The following is a 21,273-nucleotide window of genomic DNA, read 5'->3' as shown; positions in this document are numbered from 1 at the left end:
ATTTATTAAAATAAGCGTAATTTTAATAAGGGAGGATTCTGAATGGCTTTCTTTGATGAGAGAGAACTAAAAAATCAATTGCTGTTTCAAAATGCAAAAGAATTTTATAACTTTGTTTCTAGGTATGATGAGGAGATGATTCCAGTCATGAAAGCAAAGGGCTATACCTGTATTCATTCAATGGAGCGAACCGTCGCTTTTACATTTGGAGAGTTTACTTTTAGAAGAAGACGTTGGAAAAAGGGAGATCATTGGGTCATTCCAGTAGATGAAAAGTTAGGACTTCAGAAGAACGTCCGCTTCTCCTGGGAATTTATGTATCAGGTGGCCAAATTATCTACTTTAATGCCATATGATAAAGTAACTCAGGTAATCCAATTGACTTATCACATCTCTATTACAAAGCCAATTGTAGTAAAAGCTGTAAAAATTTGTGAGAAGTTATTGGAGGAAAGAGAGGACTATCGATATTATGAAGAGAATAAAGAAGTTAGCAAAAGAAAAGCCCAGGTTATTTATATTGAGGGTGATGGTGTGATGGTCAAAGCACGTGACACACAGAAGGATAATAAACATTATGATTTATCACATTTTGTAGTCCATACAGGAAGCCAGAAAGTTGGGAGCAATCGATTTGAACTCCAGGACAAGAAGGAATTTATTGGTCTTGACAATCGCTTAGTGAGGGAGCAGGTAATTGATTATCTATTCAATAATTACGAAGTTACGGATCAGACTTTATTGATTACGAACTCTGATGGAGGTCATGGATATACACCCTATGTTTTCAAAGAAATTGCGAAGGTTTTGCGAATTAAACGACATGAACATTTTTGGGATGAGTACCATGTAAATAAGGAGTTGAAGAATTATTTAAAATTTTACTCTGAAGAACTATTAGATAGAGCTTTCCAGGCGATTAAGCAACATGATAAGCAGTTGATGAGAACTGTTCTGGATACGACTGAAAGTTATATCGAAACAGAAGAAGAACAAGAGTCATTTGAGAGGTTCAAGAGTAAAATATTGAGAAATTTCCAATACACTAAACCAGCCGAACAAAGAGGATTCAGTCATGCAGGAATAGGGATAATGGAGAGTCAGCATCGTAAGGTCACTTATAGAATGAAAAAAAGAGGAATGTACTGGACACTTGCTGGAGCTGAAACGATGAGTCGGATAATTGTTTTGAATTATGAGGATTCTTTGAGGGAACTATTCTTTGGTAACTGGAGAGAAGATTATGAAAAATTTATTTCTTTAGAGGAAGTTTCTGCTTACACCATTAAAAAAAGAATGAGTAAAACGTGTAAAGAAAGTACATCTAGATATCAATGTTACCCTGATAGTAAAAGGGTATCCTACTTCAGAAAACAATAGAAGTATATAACAAATTGTGCAAAAAGTTATATAACAATAACCTTTGTAAAAGAAGGCCTTTTTGTGCTACAATCAAACATAAAATGCTTGCACGGTGTGTAAAAATGTGTTATAATCTACTTAAATTAATCGAATAAAAAAAGCCGAAAAGTGCGCTAACACTTCTCGGCTTACCGAGTAAGAAACCGACCTTCTTACTCAGTCTTTAATTAATGATACCTAATAAGTGTATCAATGTCAAGGCTGGGCAAGAAATTTGTCCAGTCTTTTTTTAAAACTCGGTGATGTTCTCCTAAAAAATGTATGAATTTAGGCGTTCTAAAAAATTCTACCGCATACTTCTGAGTGCTTATACTTTACATAAGTAGTCAAAAGTGCTATACTGTAAGTAAGAATATGAGAAAGTGAGGCGGGGAAATATCTTCGCCTCTTGCTTATGAGGAGGTGGACGCAATCGCAACTATCGTAGAATTAGTCAGAGAAGTCGTAGAACCTGTCATTGAAGCTCCCTTTGAACTCGTTGATATCGAGTACGGAAAGATTGGCAGTGACATGATTCTTAGTATTTTTGTAGATAAACCAGAGGGAATTACCTTGAACGACACAGCGGACTTGACAGAGATTATCAGTCCTGTCCTAGATACTATCAAGCCAGATCCCTTCCCAGAACAATATTTCCTAGAAATCACCAGTCCAGGCTTGGAGCGTCCTTTGAAAACCAAGGAAGCGGTCGCCGGAGCAGTTGGGAAATACATCCATGTTGGACTTTACCAAGCCATCGATAAGCAAAAGGTCTTTGAAGGAACCTTGCTAGCCTTTGAAGAGGATGAGTTGACTATGGAGTATATGGACAAGACTCGTAAGAAAACAGTCCAAATCCCATACAGTTTGGTATCAAAAGCACGTTTAGCAGTAAAATTATAGTAAAAGAAAGGAAGCTTTTGAAGATTCAAAAGTGAATAGAAGATGAGTAAAGAAATGCTAGAGGCCTTCCGCATTTTGGAAGAAGACAAGGGAATCAAAAAAGAAGACATCATTGATGCAGTGGTGGAATCACTTCGTTCAGCCTATCGCAGACGCTATGGGCAGTCTGACAGTGTAGCCATTGATTTCAACGAAAAGACAGGTGACTTTACAGTTTATACTGTTCGTGAAGTAGTTGATGAAGTATTTGATAGCCGTTTGGAAATCAGCTTGAAAGATGCTCTTGCCATTAACTCAGCTTACGAGCTTGGGGACAAGATTAAATTTGAAGAAGCACCAGGTGAGTTTGGTCGTGTAGCAGCCCAGTCTGCAAAACAAACCATCATGGAAAAAATGCGCAAGCAAACACGTGCTATCACCTACAACACTTACAAAGAGCATGAACAAGAAATCATGTCAGGTACAGTGGAGCGCTTCGACAATCGCTTTATCTATGTCAACCTTGGCAGCATCGAAGCTCAATTGTCAAAACAAGACCAAATCCCTGGAGAAGTTTTTGCTTCTCATGATCGTATCGAAGTTTATGTCTACAAGGTTGAAGACAATCCTCGTGGTGTGAACGTATTTGTGAGCCGTAGCCATCCAGAAATGATTAAACGTTTGATGGAACAAGAAATTCCTGAGGTCTATGACGGAACTGTTGAAATCATGAGTGTTGCTCGTGAAGCAGGTGACCGTACCAAGGTTGCTGTTCGTAGCCACAATCCAAACGTGGATGCGATCGGGGCAATCGTCGGACGTGGTGGTGCTAACATCAAGAAAATCACTAGCAAATTCCACCCAGCTCGCTACGATGCCAAGAGCGATCGTATGGTTCCAATCGAAGAAAACATCGACGTTATCGAATGGGTAGCCGATCCAGCTGAATTTATCTACAACGCTATCGCTCCTGCTGAAGTTGACCAAGTTATCTTTGATGAAAACGACAGCAAACGTGCCTTGGTCGTTGTGCCAGATAACAAGCTTTCTCTTGCGATCGGTCGTCGTGGACAAAACGTTCGTTTGGCAGCTCATTTGACAGGCTACCGTATCGATATCAAGTCTGCAAGTGAGTTTGAAGCCATGGAAGCAGCAGAAGAAGCTGGCCAGGTAGAAATAGACGAATTGGTCGAAGAATAAAAGCTGATCAGAGGAGGGAAGGATGAAAACTAGAAAAATCCCTTTGCGCAAGTCTGTTGTGTCCAATGAAGTGATTGATAAACGAGATTTACTCCGTATTGTCAAGAACAAAGAAGGACAGGTCTTTATTGACCCGACAGGCAAGGCTAATGGTCGTGGCGCTTATATCAAGCTAGACAATGCAGAAGCCCTTGAGGCCAAAAAGAAAAAAGTCTTTAACCGTAGCTTTAGTATGGAAGTTGAAGAAAGCTTTTATGACGAGTTGATTGCCTATGTCGATCACAAAGTGAAAAGAAGAGAGTTAGGACTTGAATAAACAAAAAATTGCCAATCTCTTGGGACTTGCTCAAAGAGCAGGGAAAATCATCTCGGGTGAAGAGATGGTCGTTAAGGCTATCCAAGACCAGAAAGTAAAGCTGGTATTTCTCGCCCATGATGCTGGTCCCAACCTGACCAAGAAGATTCAGGATAAAAGTCATTATTATCAAGTAGAAGTTATTACCGTGTTTTCAACACTGGAATTAAGCATAGCAGTCGGAAAATCAAGAAAAGTTTTGGCTGTGACAGATGCTGGATTTACAAAGAAAATGAGGTCTCTTATGGAATAGAAGAGGAGGACATGATTTGTCTAAGAAAAGATTGTACGAAATCGCAAAAGAACTTGGAAAAGAAAGTAAAGAAGTTGTAGCGCGTGCAAAAGAGTTGGGCTTGGATGTAAAAAACCACTCATCAAGTGTGGAGGAAGCAGCTGCTTCAAAAATCGTAGCAAGTTTTAAACCTGCTCCTGCTCCAAAGGTAGAATCGAAACCTGTGGCTCCAAAACCAGCAGCAGCTGTTGCCCCTAAAGAAGAAAAAGTGGCACCAGCAAAACCGCAGAGTCGAAACTTCAAGGCTGAGCGTGAAGCACGTGCAAAAGAGCAGGCTGAACGACGCAAGCAAAATAAGAGTAATAACCGTGACCATCAACAAAATGGGAATCGTCAAAAAAAAGATAACCGTAATGGTGGTAAACAAGGTCAAGGCAATCGTGACAACCGTCGATTCAATGATCAAGGTAAAAAACAACAAGGTCAGCAAAATCGCGGAAATGATCGCCGCAAGCAAGAGGACAAACGTCCAAATCAAGCTGGCCCACGTGTTGACTTTAAAGCCCGTGCAGCTGCTCTAAAGGCAGAGCAAAATGCAGAATATGCTCGTTCAAGTGAGGAACGCTTCAAGCAAACTCAAGCAGCTAAAGAAGCCTTGGCCCAAGCAAACAAACGCAAGGAACCTGAGGAAATCTTTGAAGAAGCTGCTAAATTAGCTGAACAAGCGCAGCCAGTTCAACCAGTGGTTGAAGTTGCTCCTGCAGCTAAAGAACCTGTAGTGGATACACGTCGTAAGAAACAAGCCCGACCAGACAAAGATCGTGATGATTACGATCACGAAGAAGATGGTCCTAGAAAACAACAAAAGAATCGAAGTAGTCAAAATCAAGTGAGAAATCAAAGAAATAGTAACTGGAACAATAACAAAAAGAATAAAAAAGGCAATAACAAAAATAACCGTAATCAGGCACCAAAACCTGTTACAGAGCGTAAGTTCCATGAATTGCCAACAGAATTTGAATATACAGATGGTATGACCGTTGCGGAAATCGCAAAACGTATCAAACGCGAACCAGCTGAGATTGTTAAGAAACTCTTCATGATGGGTGTGATGGCGACACAAAACCAGTCCTTGGACGGTGAAACAATCGAACTCCTCATGGTAGATTACGGTATTGATGCGAAACAAAAGGTTGAAGTCGACAATGCTGATATTGAACGTTTCTTTGCTGAAGAGGGTTATCTCAATGAAGATGAACTCGTAGAGCGTCCACCGGTTGTAACGATCATGGGACACGTTGACCATGGTAAAACAACCCTTTTGGATACCCTTCGTAATTCTCGTGTTGCAACAGGTGAAGCCGGTGGTATCACTCAGCATATCGGTGCCTATCAGATTGAGGAAAATGGTAAGAAGATTACCTTCCTTGATACACCAGGACACGCAGCCTTTACCTCTATGCGTGCGCGTGGTGCTTCTGTTACCGATATTACCATCTTGGTCGTAGCGGCAGATGACGGGGTTATGCCTCAAACTATCGAAGCCATCAATCACTCAAAAGCAGCTAATGTCCCAATCATCGTAGCTATCAATAAAATCGATAAACCAGGTGCTAATCCAGAACGTGTTATCGGTGAATTGGCTGAACATGGTGTTATGTCAACAGCTTGGGGTGGCGATTCTGAGTTCGTAGAAATCTCAGCCAAGTTCAACCAAAATATCGATGAACTCTTGGAAACTGTCCTTCTTGTGGCTGAAATCCAAGAACTCAAAGCAGACCCAACAGTTCGTGCCATTGGTACTGTTATTGAAGCTCGTTTGGATAAAGGTAAAGGTGCGGTTGCAACCCTCCTTGTTCAACAAGGTACTTTGAACGTTCAAGATCCAATCGTTGTCGGAAATACTTTCGGACGTGTCCGTGCTATGACCAACGACCTCGGACGTCGTGTGAAGGTCGCAGGCCCATCAACACCAGTATCGATCACTGGTTTGAACGAAGCGCCAATGGCGGGTGACCACTTTGCTGTTTACGAAGATGAAAAATCTGCGCGTGCAGCTGGTGAAGAACGTGCCAAACGTGCTCTTATGAAGCAACGTCAAGCTACTCAACGTGTTAGCCTTGAAAACCTCTTTGATACCCTTAAAGCAGGAGAACTCAAGTCAGTTAACGTCATCATCAAAGCCGACGTACAAGGTTCTGTTGAAGCTCTTTCTGCATCACTTCAAAAGATTGATGTGGAAGGCGTTAAAGTAACCATTGTTCACTCAGCAGTTGGTGCTATCAATGAATCTGACGTGACTCTTGCCGAGGCTTCAAATGCCTTTATCGTTGGTTTCAACGTGCGTCCTACACCACAAGCTCGTCAACAAGCAGAAGCTGACGATGTAGAAATCCGTCTCCACAGTATTATTTACAAGGTTATCGAAGAGATGGAAGAAGCCATGAAAGGGATGCTTGACCCAGAATTTAAAGAAAAAGTTATTGGTGAAGCGATCATCCGAGAAACCTTCAAGGTATCTAAAGTGGGAACAATCGGAGGATTCATGGTTACCAGCGGTAAAGTTACCCGTGACTCTAAAGTCCGTGTTATCCGTGATGGTGTTGTTATTTACGATGGCGCTCTGGCTAGCTTGAAACACTATAAAGATGACGTTAAAGAAGTTACAAACGGCCGTGAAGGTGGTCTTATGATTGATGGCTACAATGATATCCAGATGGATGATGTGATTGAAGCCTACATCATGGAAGAAATCAAGAGATAAATTTCTGCTCCTTTCTTAAGTGGTGAGGGACGCAAGCAAACCCATGGTTTCATTGCTTATTTTTGAGACTCTAGGCTCAAAAATAAGCAGTGATTGAACTGAATTATAAGTCCAAGCACTTTCACCACGGCGAAAGAAGCAGATGAGTTCAAATTGAACTTCGTTTCAATTTGAATTGAAAATCAATAACTTAAGAAAAGCTAGGTCTGCTGGCCTAGCTTTTGGTTCAATTGAGAGAAAGGAAGAAATATGGCAAATCATTTCCGTACGGATCGTGTAGGCATGGAGATCAAGCGCGAAGTCAATGAGATTTTGCAAAAGAAAGTCCGTGATCCGCGAGTCCAAGGTGTGACTATCACTGATGTTCAGATGCTAGGTGACTTGTCTGTTGCTAAGGTCTACTACACTATTTTGAGTAACCTGGCTTCAGATAATCAAAAAGCTCAAGTCGGACTTGAAAAAGCAACTGGTACTATCAAACGTGAACTTGGTCGCAATTTGAAATTGTACAAAATTCCAGACTTAACTTTCGTCAAAGACGAATCCATCGAATATGGAAACAAGATTGACGAGATGCTACGCAATCTGGATAAACATTAAGCAGAAAGAGGGGGCCCCCTCTTTTTTGTGTGGAAAATAGGTGGAATTTAAAACGGAAAAATATTCTTTTAAAAATGGGATTCTGTATTTATAAAATATTTCTAATCAGAAAATGCTTTTTTTTTTTAGGAAATATGATATGATAATTTCATAAATAAAAGGAGATTCTATTAATGAATAATGTAAAAAAAGTTTGTCGTTTAGCTTTACTATGTCTGTCCGTTTCTACTCTAGTTGCTTGTAGTTCTCTGTCTGAAAAAACAAGTAATTCATCTAGTGATAGTAAAACGGAAAGTTCTGGGAAAAAAGGATTTTTAGATAAAGCAAAAGATAAATTAGGTTCTAGTGACTTTAATCCACAAGATGTCAGTGATGAGACAATTGAATCTATCAAAACTTATGAAGATTATTTGACTATGTGTGAGAAAATTATCAATAATTACTATACAGAAACTGATGAAGCCTTTAAGGGAACTGCTTTAGAAGATAGTGCTTCTATCCAAGAATTAAAAGATGCTACTAAAAAAGAAATGGAAGAACAGAAAAAACAATATGGTCCATTGAAGAAAGCACCTATTCAAGGAAAAGAGGAAATAATTCAGTTTTTAAAGGAATATCGTGATTCTCTACACGATCAAGTAGAACAGTTGAAAGCTAGTCTTTAATAAGAAGAATGGAGTTCGGGATGGACTATCAATTGTTACCTCATGAATACATGGTTATGAATAGTGAACATGTTAGTTTTGGGAAAAATAGTATGTATACTGATGAGCTCATTTTAACAAATTTACACTTGATACATATCAAAAAAGGTATTTTTGGAGGAAAAAAAGCTCAAACTACTATACCAATTAACCAAATTAAGGTTTTTGAGGGGAAACCACAAGTTTCAGTTACAAAATCCAATGGTATGAAACGATTAGAAATCTATTATAATGGTGGACAAGTTATCTTCTCATTCTCTAATACTAAGGATACTGAAAAGTGGGCAACGAATATTATTAAATTAATCTCTGGTGATACAAGCAACTTTGCAACCTTGGGTGATAATAGCTTATTTGGTGTAGAAATTTTGGCAGAGACTCTAAAAGATACGTTTGACACTTTCAAAGCAGGGCTTGGTATTAAGGATGCAGAACCAGAGAAACTATCTACTAAATGCAGTTTTTGTGGAGCTCCTCTGTCTGGAACCGTAAAACAAACTGTCAAATGTAGTTTTTGTGATATGGAACAGACCTTGTAGGAGATGAAATATGGGAATAATTAAAGCATTTACAGATTCATTTAGTGGTACTTTTGCAGATCAATGGAAGGAGATTATTACAGTTCAGGCTTTTGATGAACATACAGCTATAAGCCCGGGTGTTCTTCAAGTCAGTAATAATGGTAGAGGAGTTAATAGTCAGGGGTCTATAGGTGTCATTTCAAATGGGTCTAAGATATTTATTCCTGAAAATACTGCTGCTTTTATTTTTAGTCAGTCTGGAATAGAAGAAATTATCACTGAACCAGGTGGATATGAATATCAAAATGGGGAGAGTAGTGTTTTTAATGGTGATGGTCTAAAAAAATCACTGTTTGATAATGTTGTTAATCGTGTTGGATTTGGCGGACAAAGTGATCAGCAAAAACAGATTTGTTTTGTCAATTTGAGAGAAATTCGCGATATTAGGTTTGGTACTCGTGGTCCGGTTATGTATAACGACTTGTTTTATGGAACAGACTTAGAAGTACGCGCTTTTGGAACTTTTTCTATTCAAATTACGGATGCTATCAAGTTTGTAAAAAATTTCCTTCCTGCAAATGTAACCTACTATAGCTTTGATAGTGCTCAAGCAAGGGCTCAGATAGTCACGGAATTTCTTCAATCCTTTACCGTTGCCCTTAATTCGTTATCAACAACTTATCGTATCTCACAGCTACCATCACAAGCATCAGTACTTGCAAAACAAGTATCGAATGATGAACAGTATGCTGGTACTTGGAAAGATCGTTTTGGGTTTGAAATTATAAAAGTTGCTATTGCTAATATTGAGTTCTCACCAGAATCTAAGGAACTGGTTAAACAATTTTCATCAAATAAGATGAATCTAAAGGCCTTTGATGATGTGTCGCAGAAAGCTTCTAATATTGCTGCACAACAAAAAGTCGCATCAGGGATCGAACAACATGGGCTAGGAGATGGTGCGGAGATGATTTTTGGTATGAATATGGCACAACAGTTAGATGAAAAAGCAACTAAACCAAGTTTATCTTTTGATGAGCAAATCGAAGCTCTTACTAAACTCAAATCACTTTTAGATGCAGATATATTATCTCAGGAAGAGTTTGATCGAAAGAAAAAAGAAATTATGGACTTATAAGATTGACGAGATACTACGCAATCTGGATAAAAACTAAGTAGAAAGAGGGGCAACCCTCTTTTTTGTGGCTATAAGTCGGTCATTGTCTAGTCAGATTATATAAATAGAAATTCAGAAAATAAAATAAATCTTGAAAATATCATTTATTCCATAAATATGATAAGATAAAGCTTGATATGAATGAAAAATGGAGATAGAGATGGCTAAAGAAGATGTGGCGATGCAAGTGTTGCAACAGGTAGTAAAACTTCCTGTCGTCAAAGTGAACCGGTCAAAATTTTTAATGGACAAATTCTCTAAGGAAGTGGCTTCAAAGGATATTCCTAGATTATTGGAAGAAGGGCCGACAGCTTTATTACCTCAGGAAACCTTAGATCGAGTGGCTAATGCATGTATTAGAGATAATGTATTGCTAGCAAGTGGGACATCTGTTTTGGCTGGATTACCTGGAGGTATTGCCATGGCCGTTACCATTCCGACAGATGTAGCCCAGTTTTACGCATTTTCACTGAAACTAGCTCAGGAGCTAGGCTATATTTACGGCTATGATGATCTTTGGGCTTCACGAAATGAATTGAGTGAAGAAGCCAAAAATACGCTCTTGCTCTATCTGGGAGTGATGTTGGGAGTAAATGGTGCGGGCGCTCTACTTCGTTCTGGTGGTGTTACAGTTGCTAAGCAAGTGATGAAAATCGTAAACAAAAAGGCTTTGACAAAGACTCTTTGGTATCCAATTTTGGAAAAAGTTCTGAAAATCTTTGGAGTGAATCTGACCAAGGGAGGATTGGCTAAGGGGATGGGGAAAGTTATTCCTATCTTAGGTGGAGTCCTATCAGGTGGCTTAACCTTTGCGACCATGAAGCCCATGGGAGAAAGATTGCAAAAAGAATTGTCCAAATTGATTAACTACGATGAAGCACAATATCAAAGAGATGTTGCCACTATTCGAAAAGAAGTGGAAATCATAGAAGGAGATTGACATGGGATTCATAAAAGTGTTGGCCAAAACCTATGGTAATTATCTTCTTACAAGGCAAGCTTTAAAAGTTGCAGAAACCATAAAAAAAGATGAAAACACAGTAGTTAGTTTGGGGAAATTATTTCTCGTAGATAAGCTTATGGATACAGCTACTTGGTTAATGAAACCGGAGGATAAAGAATGAAATCTTTTTGGAGGCTCTTCACTCTTCTTTTTATAACACCAATTGTTGGTCTGATAAAAATACTCTGGTTCCTAATCTCTTTCGCCTTCCAATTACTGTTCTATAAGATTCTTTTCAAGATCATAGATTGGTTTTTCAAACTTCTCTGATGATCATGGTAAAGATAAGACTTTGAGGTTTTACTAGGAAAAGTCTATATAATTAGAAATAATGAAATTATACGAAATAAACTAGCAAGTCTTCTACTGCTAGTTTTTTAATCTTTGCCCTTGTGGTATAATAAAAAAGAAAAAACTGTTAGAGAATATGATGGAGGTTATGATGGACAATATCATTGATGTATCTATTCCTGTTGCGGAAGTTGTGGACAAGCATCCAGAAGTTTTAGATATCCTAGTAGAACTCGGTTTTAAACCTCTTGCAAATCCTTTGATGCGAAATACAGTCGGACGAAAAGTATCGCTCAAACAGGGGTCTAAACTGGAGGGAACCCCTATGGATAAGATTGTACGCACACTTGAAGCAAATGGTTACGAAGTGATTGGAATAGACTAATGGCAGATGAACGTATTCATATCCTACGGGATATTTTATTAGAATTGCATAATGGAGCCTCCCCTGAATCTGTTCAGGAACGCTTTGATGCAACCTTTACAGGTGTATCAGCTATCGAGATTTCTCTCATGGAGCACGAGTTGATGAACTCGGACTCAGGCGTTACCTTTGAAGATGTCATGGAACTTTGTGATGTGCATGCTAATCTCTTTAAAAATGCTGTTAAGGGCGTCGAAGTTGAAGATACAGAGCATCCAGGTCATCCTGTGCGTGTTTTTAAGGATGAAAATCTAGCCCTCCGTGCTGCCTTGATTCGTGTTCGAAGATTGTTAGACACGTATGAGTCTATGGAAGATGAGGAAATGCTTGCGGAGATGCGTAAGGGGTTGGTTCGTCAGATGGGGCTTGTAGGTCAGTTCGACCGTCACTACCAGCGTAAGGAAGAACTCTTCTTTCCTATCATGGAGCGTTATGGACATGATTCGCCTCCAAAAGTCATGTGGGGAGTCGATGATCAGATTAGGGAACTCTATCAAAAAGCCTTGGGGACAGTTAGGTCACTACCAGAAACATCCATTAGTATTGTAAAGGCAGATTTTGAGGCTTTTGCGACTGAATTTGAGAGTATGATTTTCAAGGAAGAGTCCATCCTCCTCATGATTCTGCTCGAATCCTTTACCCAGGATGACTGGATTCAGATTGCCGAGGAAAGTGATGCTTATGGCTATGCTATCATCCGGCCATCTGAAAAATGGGTTCCTGAACGTCAAAGTTTTGTTGAGGAAAAAAGTATAGAAGAGCCAACTCAGCTAGAAACTGTAGATGGACAAGTTCAGCAAGTGATCGATACACCAGAAGGTCAGTTTACCATCACCTTCACACCTAAGGAAAAGGAAGCGGTAGTAGACCGCCATAGTCAACAGGCTTTTGGAAATGGCTATCTTTCAGTTGAACAAGCTAATCTTATCCTCAACCACCTGCCTATGGAGATTACCTTTGTTAATAAGGATGATATTTTCCAGTATTATAATGACAATACTCCAGCGGATGAAATGATTTTCAAGCGAACACCGTCCCAAGTTGGACGAAATGTCGAACTATGTCATCCGCCCAAGTATTTGGAGAAAGTCAAAGCGATTATGCAAGATCTTCGTGAAGGGAAAAAAGACAAGTACGAGATGTGGTTCAAGTCAGAATCACGTGGAAAGTTTGTCCATATCACTTATGCTGCTGTACACGATGAAAATGGAGAATTTCAAGGAGTCTTGGAGTATGTTCAGGATATTCAACCCTATCGTGAGATTGATAGCGACTTTTTCCGTGGATTAGAATAAGGAGAAAAAATGAGTTACGAACAACAATTTATGAAAGAATTTGAAGCCTGGGTTAATACCCAAATCATGATTAATGATATGGCGCTCAAGGAAAGCCAAAAGGTCTATGAAGAAGATCAAGATGAGCGTGCTAAAGATGCCGTGATTCGCTATGAGAGCCGTTTGGATGCCTACCAGTTCTTGCTAGGCAAGTTTGAAAATTTCAAGACAGGCAAGGGATTCCATGATTTACCAGAAGGTTTGTTTGGTGAGAGAAATTATTAATTTTTAGAAATTAGAAAGGGGAGTGGGACTCCCTTTTTCATTGTTCCTTGAGCCTTTTTGTGTTACAATGTTAGCATGAAAACGAAAAATATTATTAAAACAGGTTTAGTCGTGGCAGGGCTTGGAGCACTTGCCTTTGGTGCTAAGAAAGTCGCTGATGATCACAAACTCATGAAGAACCAGGAAGAGTTGACAGCTATTGTGCGAGACTATTTCTCAGAAATGGGTGAGATTGGAACTCTCTATGTCCAAGTGTACGAAAGTAGCTTAGAACGTCTTGTTGGTGGTGTTATTTTTGAAGATGGTCGTCACTATACCTTTGTCTACGAAGATGAGGATCTCATCTACGAGGAGGAAGTCATATGATTTCTCCTAAGAGTATAGAAGAATTAGTAAATCTAGTAGAACAGGATGGCAAGAAGGTCTTCCTTTTTGTTGCGGATTGGTGTGGCGATTGTCGCTATATCTATCCAGCTCTGCCAGAGATTGAAGAGATCAATCCAGAGTTTACCTTTATACGAGTAGACCGAGATGAGTACATGGAACTTGCAAAACTATGGGATGTATACGGGATTCCAAGTCTTGTTGTTTTAGATAAGGACAAGGAGATTGGACGCTTTGTCAATCGTGACCGTAAAACCAAGGCACAAATAAACGACTTTTTAGCAGAATTAAAATAGGAGAAAAGAAAGAATGATTTTTACATATAACAAAGAACATGTCGGTGATGTCCTTATGGTCATCGTGAAAAACAGTGGCGATGCCAAACTAGATGTTGAGCGTAAAGGCAATGTAGCGCGTGTTTTCCTAAAGGAAACTGGTCAAACTGTTGCTTGGAATATTTTTGAAGTTTCTAGCATGTTTGAAATCGCTGAGCGCGGGCAAGTCTTTTTAACTGACGAGCAAGTAGCACGTTTGAACCAAGAATTGCAAGTTCAAGATTTTACCGAAAAGATTATCAATGACAAGGAACCGAAATTTGTCGTTGGTGAAATCGTAGAAATGGTGGCACATCCAGATAGTGATCACCTCAATATCTGCCAAGTGGCAGTTGCGAGTGATAAGACAGTGCAAATCGTTGCAGGAGCTCCTAATGCGCATGTCGGTTTAAAAACCATTGTTGCTCTTCCAGGAGCTATGATGCCAAAAGGGAATCTCATTTTCCCAGGGGAACTTCGTGGTGAAAAGAGTTTTGGGATGATGTGCAGTCCTCGTGAACTTGCCTTACCAAATGCTCCACAAAAGCGTGGCGTCATTGAATTGTCAGAAGACCAAGTTGTCGGAACACCATTTGACCCAGCAAAACACTGGACAGCTTAAATTTGTTAAGTTAGATAGGAGAAAGTAAGATGGCAAAAAATGTTGTGATAACAGGTGCAACATCAGGTATTGGTGAAGCTATTGCGCGTGCCTATCTAGAAAAAGGTGAAAATATCGTTCTTACAGGGCGTCGAACAGAAAGACTCGAATCTCTTAAAACTGAGTTTGCAAAAGCTTTTCCAAATCAAAAAGTTTGGACCTTTCCCCTTGATGTGACCGATATGACAATGGTTAAAACTGTTTGTTCAGAAATTCTTGAAGCAGTAGGTTCGATTGATATTTTAGTTAATAATGCTGGGCTGGCTCTCGGTTTAGCACCCTATCAGGACTATGAAGAGTTGGATATGCTGACCATGCTGGATACCAATGTCAAGGGCTTGATGGCTGTTACTCGTTGTCTCTTGCCTTCTATGGTGACTGCAAATCAAGGCCATATCATTAATATGGGTTCAACCGCAGGTATTTACGCCTACGCTGGTGCAGCAGTCTATTCAGCAACCAAGGCTGCAGTCAAAACTTTTTCAGATGGGATTCGGATTGACACCATAGCTACAGATATCAAGGTGACAACCATTCAGCCTGGTATTGTAGAGACTGACTTTTCTAAGGTCCGTTTCCATGGAGATGAGGCACGGGCGGTGACGGTCTATCAGGGACTTGAAGCCTTACAGGCGCAAGATATTGCAGATGCTGTTGTCTATGTAACCAGTCAACCACGACGTGTACAAATCACAGATATGACCATCATGGCTAATCAACAGGCCACTGGATTTATGATTCATAGAGATTAACATTATTTTTAAAAAAGTTACAAATTTTGTAACTTTTTTCTTTTACCTTCGAATAGATAAGTAGGAGGATGAAAAATGTATAATAAAGTTATTATGATTGGACGCTTGACGTCTACACCAGAATTGCACAAAACCAACAATGACAAGTCCGTTGCACGAGCAACTATCGCAGTGAATCGCCGTTATAAAGATCAAAATGGGGAACGTGAAGCAGACTTCATCAATATTGTGGTCTGGGGCAAATTGGCTGAAACCTTGGCTAGTTATGGAAGCAAGGGTAGTCTCATTTCTGTGGATGGGGAACTTCGTACCCGTAAGTTTGAGAAGAATGGCCAGACCAACTATGTAACAGAAGTTCTCTGTACAGGTTTCCAACTCTTAGAAAGCCGTGCCCAACGTGCTATGCGTGAAAATAATGCAGGACAAGACTTAGCAGATTTGGTCTTGGAAGAAGAGGAACTTCCATTTTAATATCAATCAAATAGAAGAGCTGGTTCGCCTATAGACCAGCTTTTTCTATTGTTTTTGTAGTATTGTTCGGAAATTAATTCTTAAATAGGTCAAATAAATGCACTTGTACAATAAAATCAAGCACTTTTTTTGAAAAAGTAGTAGAATAAAGTAATATATATTCAAAATTTTCAGAAAAGGAATGAAATTTGAAGAAAAATAAAGAGAAAATAGAATTGTTGAAATGGCTGATAAAGCGTCTATTACTGCTGATTCCAGTGGTCTGTGTTCTCTTATGGGTTTTCGGCCGTTGTCAAACAAGTGGCATCAAGGATCAGACTAAAATTGGTGTCACCTATATGACCATGAACAATGGGTTCTATAAAAGTATTCATTCGGAAATTAGTCGAATTGCCGATGAAAGAGGAGCTCTTGTTTACGTCCGAGATCCAGAATTGGACGAAGAAAGACAGAGCCAACAGATTGATGATTTTTGTGCTCAAAAAGTTGATATGATAGTGATCAATCCGGTCAAGGGGGATAGCCAGTCAATTTTAACTGCTCTTGAAAAAGCTAGAAAACAAGGAATTAAAATCATTGCGGTCGATACCCAACTGAAGAATTTTAAGCCAGATGCAAGTATTGTATCCGATAACTACCAAGCGGGAGTATTGATTGCTAAAGAGTTGATGAAACGTTCTTCTAGTGCTCGGGTCCTCCTTTTGGAACATAAGGGGACTGTTTCAGCAGATACGCGGATTCAGGGGTTTAAAGACACTATTGAGGAGAACAGTTCTTATCAGATTGTATCGGAACTGGAAACCAAGGGGCAAACGGAAATCGCCATGCCGGCTGTCCAGAATTTTTTACAATCAGGGGTTGAAATTGATACCTTGGTTGCCTTAAATGATCGCTCAGCTATAGGAGCTCTGGCTGCAATTAAGGAGCAAGGAATAACTTACCCCATTGCGATTTATGGAATCGATGGTTCACCAGATATGAAATCTTTGTTGCACTCGACGGATGATGTTGTGGGAACCGTTGCTCAGTCCCCTTTGAAGATGGGAGACCGCGTGATGGAGGTTATTCAAGATATTGCTGAAGGGAAGAGCTATACCAAAGAGGTGAGCATTCCAGTTGAAATGATGACAAAGGAAAACATTGATCAGTTTGATGTGAATGGGTGGCAGTAATGAGAAAGTTTAGAGGTGTTCGATACAGTTTGGCCATTCTTATGGTCGTCAATTTTATCGCTGTTATGCTAAACAGTATCATCTATCTTCAAGCAACCAACTATATCATAGCTCAACGCCAAGCTTCTCTATTATTAGAGCGTCTAGAGCGTATTCCCTTTGCTCCATCTACGACTTTTTGGTTGTCTGCAGTTTTGTTTGCTGGGATTGCTTTGATATCGATGAGTCGATATCGGCCTCAAACGAGTCGATGGTCTATTTTTGATAAGAGGAATATTCTGGAGATTCTCCTGATGCTGCTTCTGATGTGGGTTCAAAATGTAGCTTATAACGGGCTCATTCTCTTGGTTTTTGCGGATATCTTCTATGGTTCCAAAGAGTTGAATACCAAGAGAGATCGGAAGTATTGGTTTGCCTTTATCCTAGTGAGCTTCTTGATGCTACTTGTGACAAATTCAGATGTCTTTTCGCTTTTCTTCCCGATTCCATCCTTAGATGTCTATATTCATTTTTATCCTGAATCTATCCGCATTCTGGCCTTTTTCTTAAAGAATTCCCTATATGCCTCGAATATGGTACTCTTCATTATTTCACTTTTGTTTTATATTATGAACGTCCTTGCGGAGAACCACGAAGTAGAGGAAGAATTGGCCATGGTGTCCAAGGTTAATACGGAGTTGAACAATTATATGGCCCTGTCTGAGAAGATTGCAGAGGATCGGGAGCGTAAGCGGATTGCTCGTGAGATTCACGATACTTTGGGGCACGCACTAACAGGAATCTCAGCAGGTTTAGATGCTGTTGGGGTCTTGATTGATATCGACCCAAATCGGGCAAAAGAACAGGTAAAAAATGTGTCAGAAGTTGTCCGCGAAGGGATCCAAGATGTGAGAGGTTCTCTTAATCGTCTTCGTCCGGGAGCCCTTGAGGGACGAACTCTCAAAGATGCTTTAGAAAAGACCATCCGCGAGTATCAAATTCTTTCCAACTTACAAGTTGATCTAAACTATGAATGGGTAGATGTCGATATGGATGTCATGATTGAAGATACGATCTTTCGTGTGATTCAAGAGTCTATGACCAATGCGGTTCGCCACGGTCACGCCAGCCAGCTAAAACTCCATTTTTTTGAGGATAAAGAGAATTATTTGATCGCTTTGCAAGATAATGGAGTTGGGTTTGAAACCTTAACTTATGGTTATGGACTCAAACAGATGATGGAGCGTATTTCAATTCTAGGAGGCCAGCTTCAATTTGAAAGTAGCGATGGATTTTTTACACGTGTCAGTTTACCAAAATATCAAGAGGGGAGATAAGATATGGTGATAAAAGTAATGGTGGCAGATGACCAAGCCTTAATTCGAGAATCTTTGAAAATTATTTTGTCGGCTCACTCCGACATCGAAGTGGTAGCTACAGTGGAAGATGGGAATCATGTCTTGTCCAGTATTCCACAGACGCATCCTGATCTGATCCTGATGGATATTCGGATGCCAGGCATGGATGGGGTTTTGGCTACAAAAGAAGTAAAAGAACACTATCCGGATATCAAAATTATTATTTTAACAACCTTTGACGATGATGAATTTATCTATAGTGCACTCAAGTATGGTGCTTCAGGATATCTCTTAAAGGGAGCCTCGACAGAAGAGCTCTATGAGGCTATTAAGGTGGTGCATCAGGGTGGAGCTATGATCAACCCAAATATCGCTAGCAAGGTCTTTCAGATATTCTCTCAAATGGCCAAATCGAATTTCTCTATTGCTGTGGATGAGGACAACGTCAAGGATTTGAGTACGACAGAATGGCGAATTATTCAAGAAGTCGGCTATGGCGAGTCAAACAAAGAAATTGCGGCCAAACTTTTCTTATCAGAAGGAACTGTGCGCAATTACTTATCAACGATTTTGGCGAAATTAAATCTAAGAGATCGAACGCAATTAGCAATTTGGTCAGTTCAAACAGGAGTGACTAGACGCGATTTTTCAAAAGGAAATACGGAATGAAATTAAACCGAAAGCATCTTTGTTGGGGAATCGTTCTCCTTTTTGTGCTCTCTGTGAGTACTGGTTTTTATTGGTGGCAACAACAACCGATCGTGCTCCATATAGGCGTTTATGCAGGATCTAGTTGGGATGTACCGACCAGTCAACGCTCCCATGCTTTGGATCTTGCGATTCAAAAATTTGAAAAGTCCCATCCTAATGTCCGTGTGGAATATGAAAATGGGATTCCACAGTCGGATTATTCAGACTGGCTCTCAGAAAAGATTGTTTCAGGAAAGACGCCGGATGTGTTTATGGTTTCTGAGCAAGATCTGTCCTTATTGGCGGCGCGTGGCGTTCTAGAAAAGTTAAATGGCTATATGAATCAAGAAGACCAAGCTGCTTTTTATCCTGTTGCATTTGAATCAGGTGTCTATCAGGGGCAATCCTATGCCTTACCTTATGAAAGTAATCCTATTTTGATGTGTGTCAATAAAGATTTGCTGGATAAAGAAGGCATTGAGGTTCCCAAGGAAGGTTGGAGCTTGGAAGAGTTCTATACAATTTGTAAAAAACTAACCAAAGATACCAATGGAGATGGTCAATTGGATCAGTTTGGGAGTACAGAATACACCTGGAAAGAAGCTTTGGCAGCAAATGGGGGTAGTCTCTTTCAAGGTGGGATGCTCAAACTTACGGCTCCAGAAGTCAAAGAGTCTTTGACTTTTTTACAAAAATTGGAAGAGTTGAATAAGAACTATAAGGTGAGTTCCAAAGATTTTGACCAGGGGAAAGTCGCTTTTTATCCCATGACTTTGGCTCAATATAGAACCTATAAACCTTATCCTTACCATGTTTCAAAATATTCAAACTTCACCTGGACCTGTATTCCTATGCCTGCTAAGTCAAAAGCTACAAAGGCGACTTTGGTTACGACGACTTCTTTTGCCATGTCGGCACGGACTCCTCATTCCAAGTTAGCTTGGGAATTGATGCAATTGTTGACAGAAGATCCAGAAATTCAACAACTCCTCTTTGCTCAATCTCAAGGGATTTCCGTTATGCCACAGGTGGTCCAAAGTCAATCTAGTAAAGATCTTCTACAGGTAGATGATTTTGGCACGGATTCCTTGACCAATCAGACCTTGAATCGTATAATGGAACAAGCTGTTGAAAGTAGTCCCAAGAATGTCTCTAAAGAAATGTTGGAAAAGCTGGACTACTTGATTGGCAATGCTTTGCGCGATCAAGATGTCGAGAACCGCTTGCCTCAAATTCAGAGGGAAATTGAAAGTAGTCTTCAGGTAGGAGTTTAAAGAAAAATAAGATGACATTGTGTCAAGTGACAGATGTCATTTTTTTGTTGCTAAATGTCATGTTTATCATGTGACATTTGACAATGTAAAAGCGCTTCCAAATATTCTACAATGGAGTCAAATAAAGGAGGTGTAGCAAAATGAAATATCTCATTTTAGTCAGTCATGGTGGATTGGCAGAAGGGCTAAAAACATCGCTAGCTATGTTTGCTGGTGACAAGATGAATCAGGTCATCGCAGTTGGACTTAAAGAAGGAAAATCAGTCGATGAATTTGCAGTTGATTTTAGAGAGAGCATCTCAGAATTGACAGCAGATGATTCTGTGCTGGTCTTGGCAGATATTGTAGGTGGTAGTCCATTAACCACGGCAGCCACTGTCCTAGAAGAAGCTGGAAAGCTAGATGGAGCTTTGATTCTTGGTGGGATGAACCTGACCATGGCCCTGACAGCAGTTGTGATGAAGGATGTGTTGGATGGAGACGATTTGTCAGCAACTATCTTATCAGAAGCACAATCTGCACTACAACCTTTTGAAGTTTCAGCCACTAGTGCTGAAGAAGATGATGACGATATTTAATAGGGAGGTACCTTATGGTAGTAACATTTGTACGGATTGATGACCGCATGATTCACGGTCAAACAGTCACACGCTGGGCAAAAGAAAAACCATGTGATGGTTTGATTGCCGTAAACGATGCAGCAGCATCAAACAAGGTTTTGATCCAAGCTTACAAAGGCGCATCAGAAAAGAAAACCTTTGTATGGACAAAAGAAGCCTTTAAAGAAAAGTCAGCAAAAGTAACGGAATCTGACAGTCGGTACTTCTTGATTACCAAAAACCCAATCGATATGAAGGAAATTTTGGTGGATCAAGGTTTTGTCCCAGGAGATGTTAAAGAAATCATCGTTGGTCCTGCAAATGATAGACCTGGTGCAGTGAAATTGGGCAATAACCAATCCATCACCCAGGAAGAAGCAGAAGCCTTTCAGGCTATTCAGGCAGCAGGTTACAAGGTTAAATTCCAATTGTTGCCGGATGTTTCAATTGGTTACTGGGATGATTTCAAATCTAAATTTGGTTTTTAAACCTAACAGTTTTATTAG

26 protein-coding genes are annotated in these 21,273 nt (G+C 39.9%); all 26 read left to right on the top strand.

The features are described from left to right. Nucleotides 1–42 precede the first annotated feature (42 nt). A complete protein-coding gene (locus O3633_RS04680; protein ID WP_371620550.1) occupies nucleotides 43–1,380 on the top strand; it encodes an ISLre2 family transposase in 1,338 nt (445 codons plus the stop codon). A gap of 444 nt (nucleotides 1,381–1,824) precedes the next feature. After that, nucleotides 1,825–2,304 carry a ribosome maturation factor RimP gene (gene rimP / locus O3633_RS04675; RefSeq protein ID WP_000338687.1) on the top strand — a complete coding sequence of 160 codons (480 nt, stop codon included), beginning with the start codon at nucleotides 1,825–1,827 and terminating at the stop codon, nucleotides 2,302–2,304. 42 nt (nucleotides 2,305–2,346) lie between these two features. Then, nucleotides 2,347–3,483, top strand: a complete 1,137-nt coding sequence (gene nusA / locus O3633_RS04670; protein WP_371620549.1) for a transcription termination factor NusA — start codon at nucleotides 2,347–2,349, stop codon at nucleotides 3,481–3,483. A 22-nt stretch (nucleotides 3,484–3,505) separates the two neighbouring features. Continuing rightward, the gene (rnpM, locus tag O3633_RS04665) at nucleotides 3,506–3,799 is read left to right on the top strand and encodes an RNase P modulator RnpM (protein ID WP_000857562.1); all 294 of its coding nucleotides are present in this window, start codon (nucleotides 3,506–3,508) and stop codon (nucleotides 3,797–3,799) included. Next, on the top strand, nucleotides 3,792–4,091 hold the full coding sequence (locus tag O3633_RS04660; RefSeq protein ID WP_223140590.1) for a YlxQ-related RNA-binding protein: 300 nt from the start codon (nucleotides 3,792–3,794) through the stop codon (nucleotides 4,089–4,091). Before rnpM ends, O3633_RS04660 begins: the two co-directional genes overlap by 8 nt. A 16-nt stretch (nucleotides 4,092–4,107) precedes the next feature. Further along, nucleotides 4,108–6,834: a translation initiation factor IF-2 gene (infB, locus tag O3633_RS04655; protein ID WP_371620548.1), complete on the top strand. Its 2,727-nt coding sequence runs from the start codon at nucleotides 4,108–4,110 to the stop codon at nucleotides 6,832–6,834. A 249-nt stretch (nucleotides 6,835–7,083) separates the two neighbouring features. Further along, a complete protein-coding gene (rbfA, locus tag O3633_RS04650) occupies nucleotides 7,084–7,434 on the top strand; it encodes a 30S ribosome-binding factor RbfA (protein ID WP_075227613.1) in 351 nt (116 codons plus the stop codon). A 173-nt stretch (nucleotides 7,435–7,607) separates the two neighbouring features. Further along, nucleotides 7,608–8,099 carry a hypothetical protein gene (locus tag O3633_RS04645; protein ID WP_371620547.1) on the top strand — a complete coding sequence of 164 codons (492 nt, stop codon included), beginning with the start codon at nucleotides 7,608–7,610 and terminating at the stop codon, nucleotides 8,097–8,099. Between the two features lie 20 nt (nucleotides 8,100–8,119). Next, entirely contained in the window at nucleotides 8,120–8,677 is a 558-nt protein-coding gene (locus tag O3633_RS04640; protein WP_371620546.1) for a hypothetical protein, read from the top strand. A 10-nt stretch (nucleotides 8,678–8,687) separates the two neighbouring features. Continuing rightward, nucleotides 8,688–9,797 (top strand): SPFH domain-containing protein, encoded by a 1,110-nt coding sequence (locus tag O3633_RS04635; RefSeq protein WP_371620545.1) that lies wholly within the window; start codon nucleotides 8,688–8,690, stop codon nucleotides 9,795–9,797. A gap of 199 nt (nucleotides 9,798–9,996) precedes the next feature. Further along, the gene (locus O3633_RS04630; RefSeq protein WP_070460198.1) at nucleotides 9,997–10,776 is read left to right on the top strand and encodes a hypothetical protein; all 780 of its coding nucleotides are present in this window, start codon (nucleotides 9,997–9,999) and stop codon (nucleotides 10,774–10,776) included. Between the two features lies 1 nt (nucleotide 10,777). Beyond that, nucleotides 10,778–10,960, top strand: coding sequence for a hypothetical protein (locus O3633_RS04625; protein ID WP_371620544.1), 183 nt, complete (start codon nucleotides 10,778–10,780; stop codon nucleotides 10,958–10,960). 321 nt (nucleotides 10,961–11,281) lie between these two features. Continuing rightward, on the top strand, nucleotides 11,282–11,515 hold the full coding sequence (locus O3633_RS04620; RefSeq protein WP_000368731.1) for a DUF1858 domain-containing protein: 234 nt from the start codon (nucleotides 11,282–11,284) through the stop codon (nucleotides 11,513–11,515). Next, entirely contained in the window at nucleotides 11,515–12,849 is a 1,335-nt protein-coding gene (locus tag O3633_RS04615; protein ID WP_371620543.1) for a DUF438 domain-containing protein, read from the top strand. The genes O3633_RS04620 and O3633_RS04615 overlap by 1 nt, the downstream gene beginning before the upstream one ends. Before the next feature lie 9 nt (nucleotides 12,850–12,858). Beyond that, nucleotides 12,859–13,113 (top strand): DUF1912 family protein, encoded by a 255-nt coding sequence (locus tag O3633_RS04610; protein ID WP_371620542.1) that lies wholly within the window; start codon nucleotides 12,859–12,861, stop codon nucleotides 13,111–13,113. 75 nt (nucleotides 13,114–13,188) lie between these two features. Then, nucleotides 13,189–13,479, top strand: coding sequence for a DUF4651 domain-containing protein (locus tag O3633_RS04605; protein WP_371620541.1), 291 nt, complete (start codon nucleotides 13,189–13,191; stop codon nucleotides 13,477–13,479). Next, the gene (locus O3633_RS04600; RefSeq protein WP_371620540.1) at nucleotides 13,476–13,793 is read left to right on the top strand and encodes a thioredoxin family protein; all 318 of its coding nucleotides are present in this window, start codon (nucleotides 13,476–13,478) and stop codon (nucleotides 13,791–13,793) included. Before O3633_RS04605 ends, O3633_RS04600 begins: the two co-directional genes overlap by 4 nt. Before the next feature lie 13 nt (nucleotides 13,794–13,806). Then, nucleotides 13,807–14,433 (top strand): YtpR family tRNA-binding protein, encoded by a 627-nt coding sequence (gene ytpR, locus O3633_RS04595; protein ID WP_371620539.1) that lies wholly within the window; start codon nucleotides 13,807–13,809, stop codon nucleotides 14,431–14,433. Nucleotides 14,434–14,462: 29 nt separating this feature from the next. Beyond that, the gene (locus O3633_RS04590; RefSeq protein WP_371620538.1) at nucleotides 14,463–15,224 is read left to right on the top strand and encodes an SDR family NAD(P)-dependent oxidoreductase; all 762 of its coding nucleotides are present in this window, start codon (nucleotides 14,463–14,465) and stop codon (nucleotides 15,222–15,224) included. Between the two features lie 75 nt (nucleotides 15,225–15,299). Beyond that, on the top strand, nucleotides 15,300–15,695 hold the full coding sequence (locus O3633_RS04585; RefSeq protein ID WP_000282453.1) for a single-stranded DNA-binding protein: 396 nt from the start codon (nucleotides 15,300–15,302) through the stop codon (nucleotides 15,693–15,695). 188 nt (nucleotides 15,696–15,883) lie between these two features. Beyond that, nucleotides 15,884–16,867 carry a substrate-binding domain-containing protein gene (locus O3633_RS04580; protein ID WP_371620537.1) on the top strand — a complete coding sequence of 328 codons (984 nt, stop codon included), beginning with the start codon at nucleotides 15,884–15,886 and terminating at the stop codon, nucleotides 16,865–16,867. Next, on the top strand, nucleotides 16,867–18,183 hold the full coding sequence (locus O3633_RS04575; RefSeq protein ID WP_371620536.1) for a sensor histidine kinase: 1,317 nt from the start codon (nucleotides 16,867–16,869) through the stop codon (nucleotides 18,181–18,183). The genes O3633_RS04580 and O3633_RS04575 overlap by 1 nt, the downstream gene beginning before the upstream one ends. 6 nt (nucleotides 18,184–18,189) lie before the next feature. Beyond that, complete coding sequence (locus tag O3633_RS04570) at nucleotides 18,190–18,873, top strand: response regulator transcription factor (RefSeq protein WP_006147185.1); 684 nt, start codon at nucleotides 18,190–18,192, stop codon at nucleotides 18,871–18,873. Further along, nucleotides 18,870–20,168: an extracellular solute-binding protein gene (locus tag O3633_RS04565; protein WP_371620535.1), complete on the top strand. Its 1,299-nt coding sequence runs from the start codon at nucleotides 18,870–18,872 to the stop codon at nucleotides 20,166–20,168. The genes O3633_RS04570 and O3633_RS04565 overlap by 4 nt, the downstream gene beginning before the upstream one ends. 140 nt (nucleotides 20,169–20,308) lie before the next feature. Beyond that, a complete protein-coding gene (locus tag O3633_RS04560) occupies nucleotides 20,309–20,746 on the top strand; it encodes a PTS sugar transporter subunit IIA (RefSeq protein WP_371620534.1) in 438 nt (145 codons plus the stop codon). A gap of 14 nt (nucleotides 20,747–20,760) precedes the next feature. Next, a complete protein-coding gene (locus tag O3633_RS04555; protein ID WP_371620533.1) occupies nucleotides 20,761–21,255 on the top strand; it encodes a PTS sugar transporter subunit IIB in 495 nt (164 codons plus the stop codon). Nucleotides 21,256–21,273: the final 18 nt, after the last annotated feature.

It is taken from the genome of Streptococcus sp. 27098_8_22 (assembly GCF_041432415.1).
Lineage (GTDB): Bacteria > Bacillota > Bacilli > Lactobacillales > Streptococcaceae > Streptococcus > Streptococcus pseudopneumoniae_M.
Note: the sequence above shows the minus strand (reverse complement) of the source record. Positions and strands in the feature narration are given on the sequence as shown.

Coding starts and splice junctions, on each gene's coding strand:
- O3633_RS04625 (WP_371620544.1), top strand. CDS start 10,778: ATGGGATTCATAAAAGTGTTGGCCAAAACCTATGGTAATTATCTTCTT.
- rnpM (WP_000857562.1), top strand. CDS start 3,506: ATGAAAACTAGAAAAATCCCTTTGCGCAAGTCTGTTGTGTCCAATGAA.
- O3633_RS04590 (WP_371620538.1), top strand. CDS start 14,463: ATGGCAAAAAATGTTGTGATAACAGGTGCAACATCAGGTATTGGTGAA.
- O3633_RS04565 (WP_371620535.1), top strand. CDS start 18,870: ATGAAATTAAACCGAAAGCATCTTTGTTGGGGAATCGTTCTCCTTTTT.
- O3633_RS04620 (WP_000368731.1), top strand. CDS start 11,282: ATGGACAATATCATTGATGTATCTATTCCTGTTGCGGAAGTTGTGGAC.
- O3633_RS04615 (WP_371620543.1), top strand. CDS start 11,515: ATGGCAGATGAACGTATTCATATCCTACGGGATATTTTATTAGAATTG.
- O3633_RS04600 (WP_371620540.1), top strand. CDS start 13,476: ATGATTTCTCCTAAGAGTATAGAAGAATTAGTAAATCTAGTAGAACAG.
- O3633_RS04560 (WP_371620534.1), top strand. CDS start 20,309: ATGAAATATCTCATTTTAGTCAGTCATGGTGGATTGGCAGAAGGGCTA.
- O3633_RS04635 (WP_371620545.1), top strand. CDS start 8,688: ATGGGAATAATTAAAGCATTTACAGATTCATTTAGTGGTACTTTTGCA.
- O3633_RS04645 (WP_371620547.1), top strand. CDS start 7,608: ATGAATAATGTAAAAAAAGTTTGTCGTTTAGCTTTACTATGTCTGTCC.
- O3633_RS04610 (WP_371620542.1), top strand. CDS start 12,859: ATGAGTTACGAACAACAATTTATGAAAGAATTTGAAGCCTGGGTTAAT.
- O3633_RS04640 (WP_371620546.1), top strand. CDS start 8,120: ATGGACTATCAATTGTTACCTCATGAATACATGGTTATGAATAGTGAA.
- nusA (WP_371620549.1), top strand. CDS start 2,347: ATGAGTAAAGAAATGCTAGAGGCCTTCCGCATTTTGGAAGAAGACAAG.
- O3633_RS04630 (WP_070460198.1), top strand. CDS start 9,997: ATGGCTAAAGAAGATGTGGCGATGCAAGTGTTGCAACAGGTAGTAAAA.
- O3633_RS04680 (WP_371620550.1), top strand. CDS start 43: ATGGCTTTCTTTGATGAGAGAGAACTAAAAAATCAATTGCTGTTTCAA.
- O3633_RS04585 (WP_000282453.1), top strand. CDS start 15,300: ATGTATAATAAAGTTATTATGATTGGACGCTTGACGTCTACACCAGAA.
- rbfA (WP_075227613.1), top strand. CDS start 7,084: ATGGCAAATCATTTCCGTACGGATCGTGTAGGCATGGAGATCAAGCGC.
- O3633_RS04555 (WP_371620533.1), top strand. CDS start 20,761: ATGGTAGTAACATTTGTACGGATTGATGACCGCATGATTCACGGTCAA.
- ytpR (WP_371620539.1), top strand. CDS start 13,807: ATGATTTTTACATATAACAAAGAACATGTCGGTGATGTCCTTATGGTC.
- O3633_RS04605 (WP_371620541.1), top strand. CDS start 13,189: ATGAAAACGAAAAATATTATTAAAACAGGTTTAGTCGTGGCAGGGCTT.
- O3633_RS04575 (WP_371620536.1), top strand. CDS start 16,867: ATGAGAAAGTTTAGAGGTGTTCGATACAGTTTGGCCATTCTTATGGTC.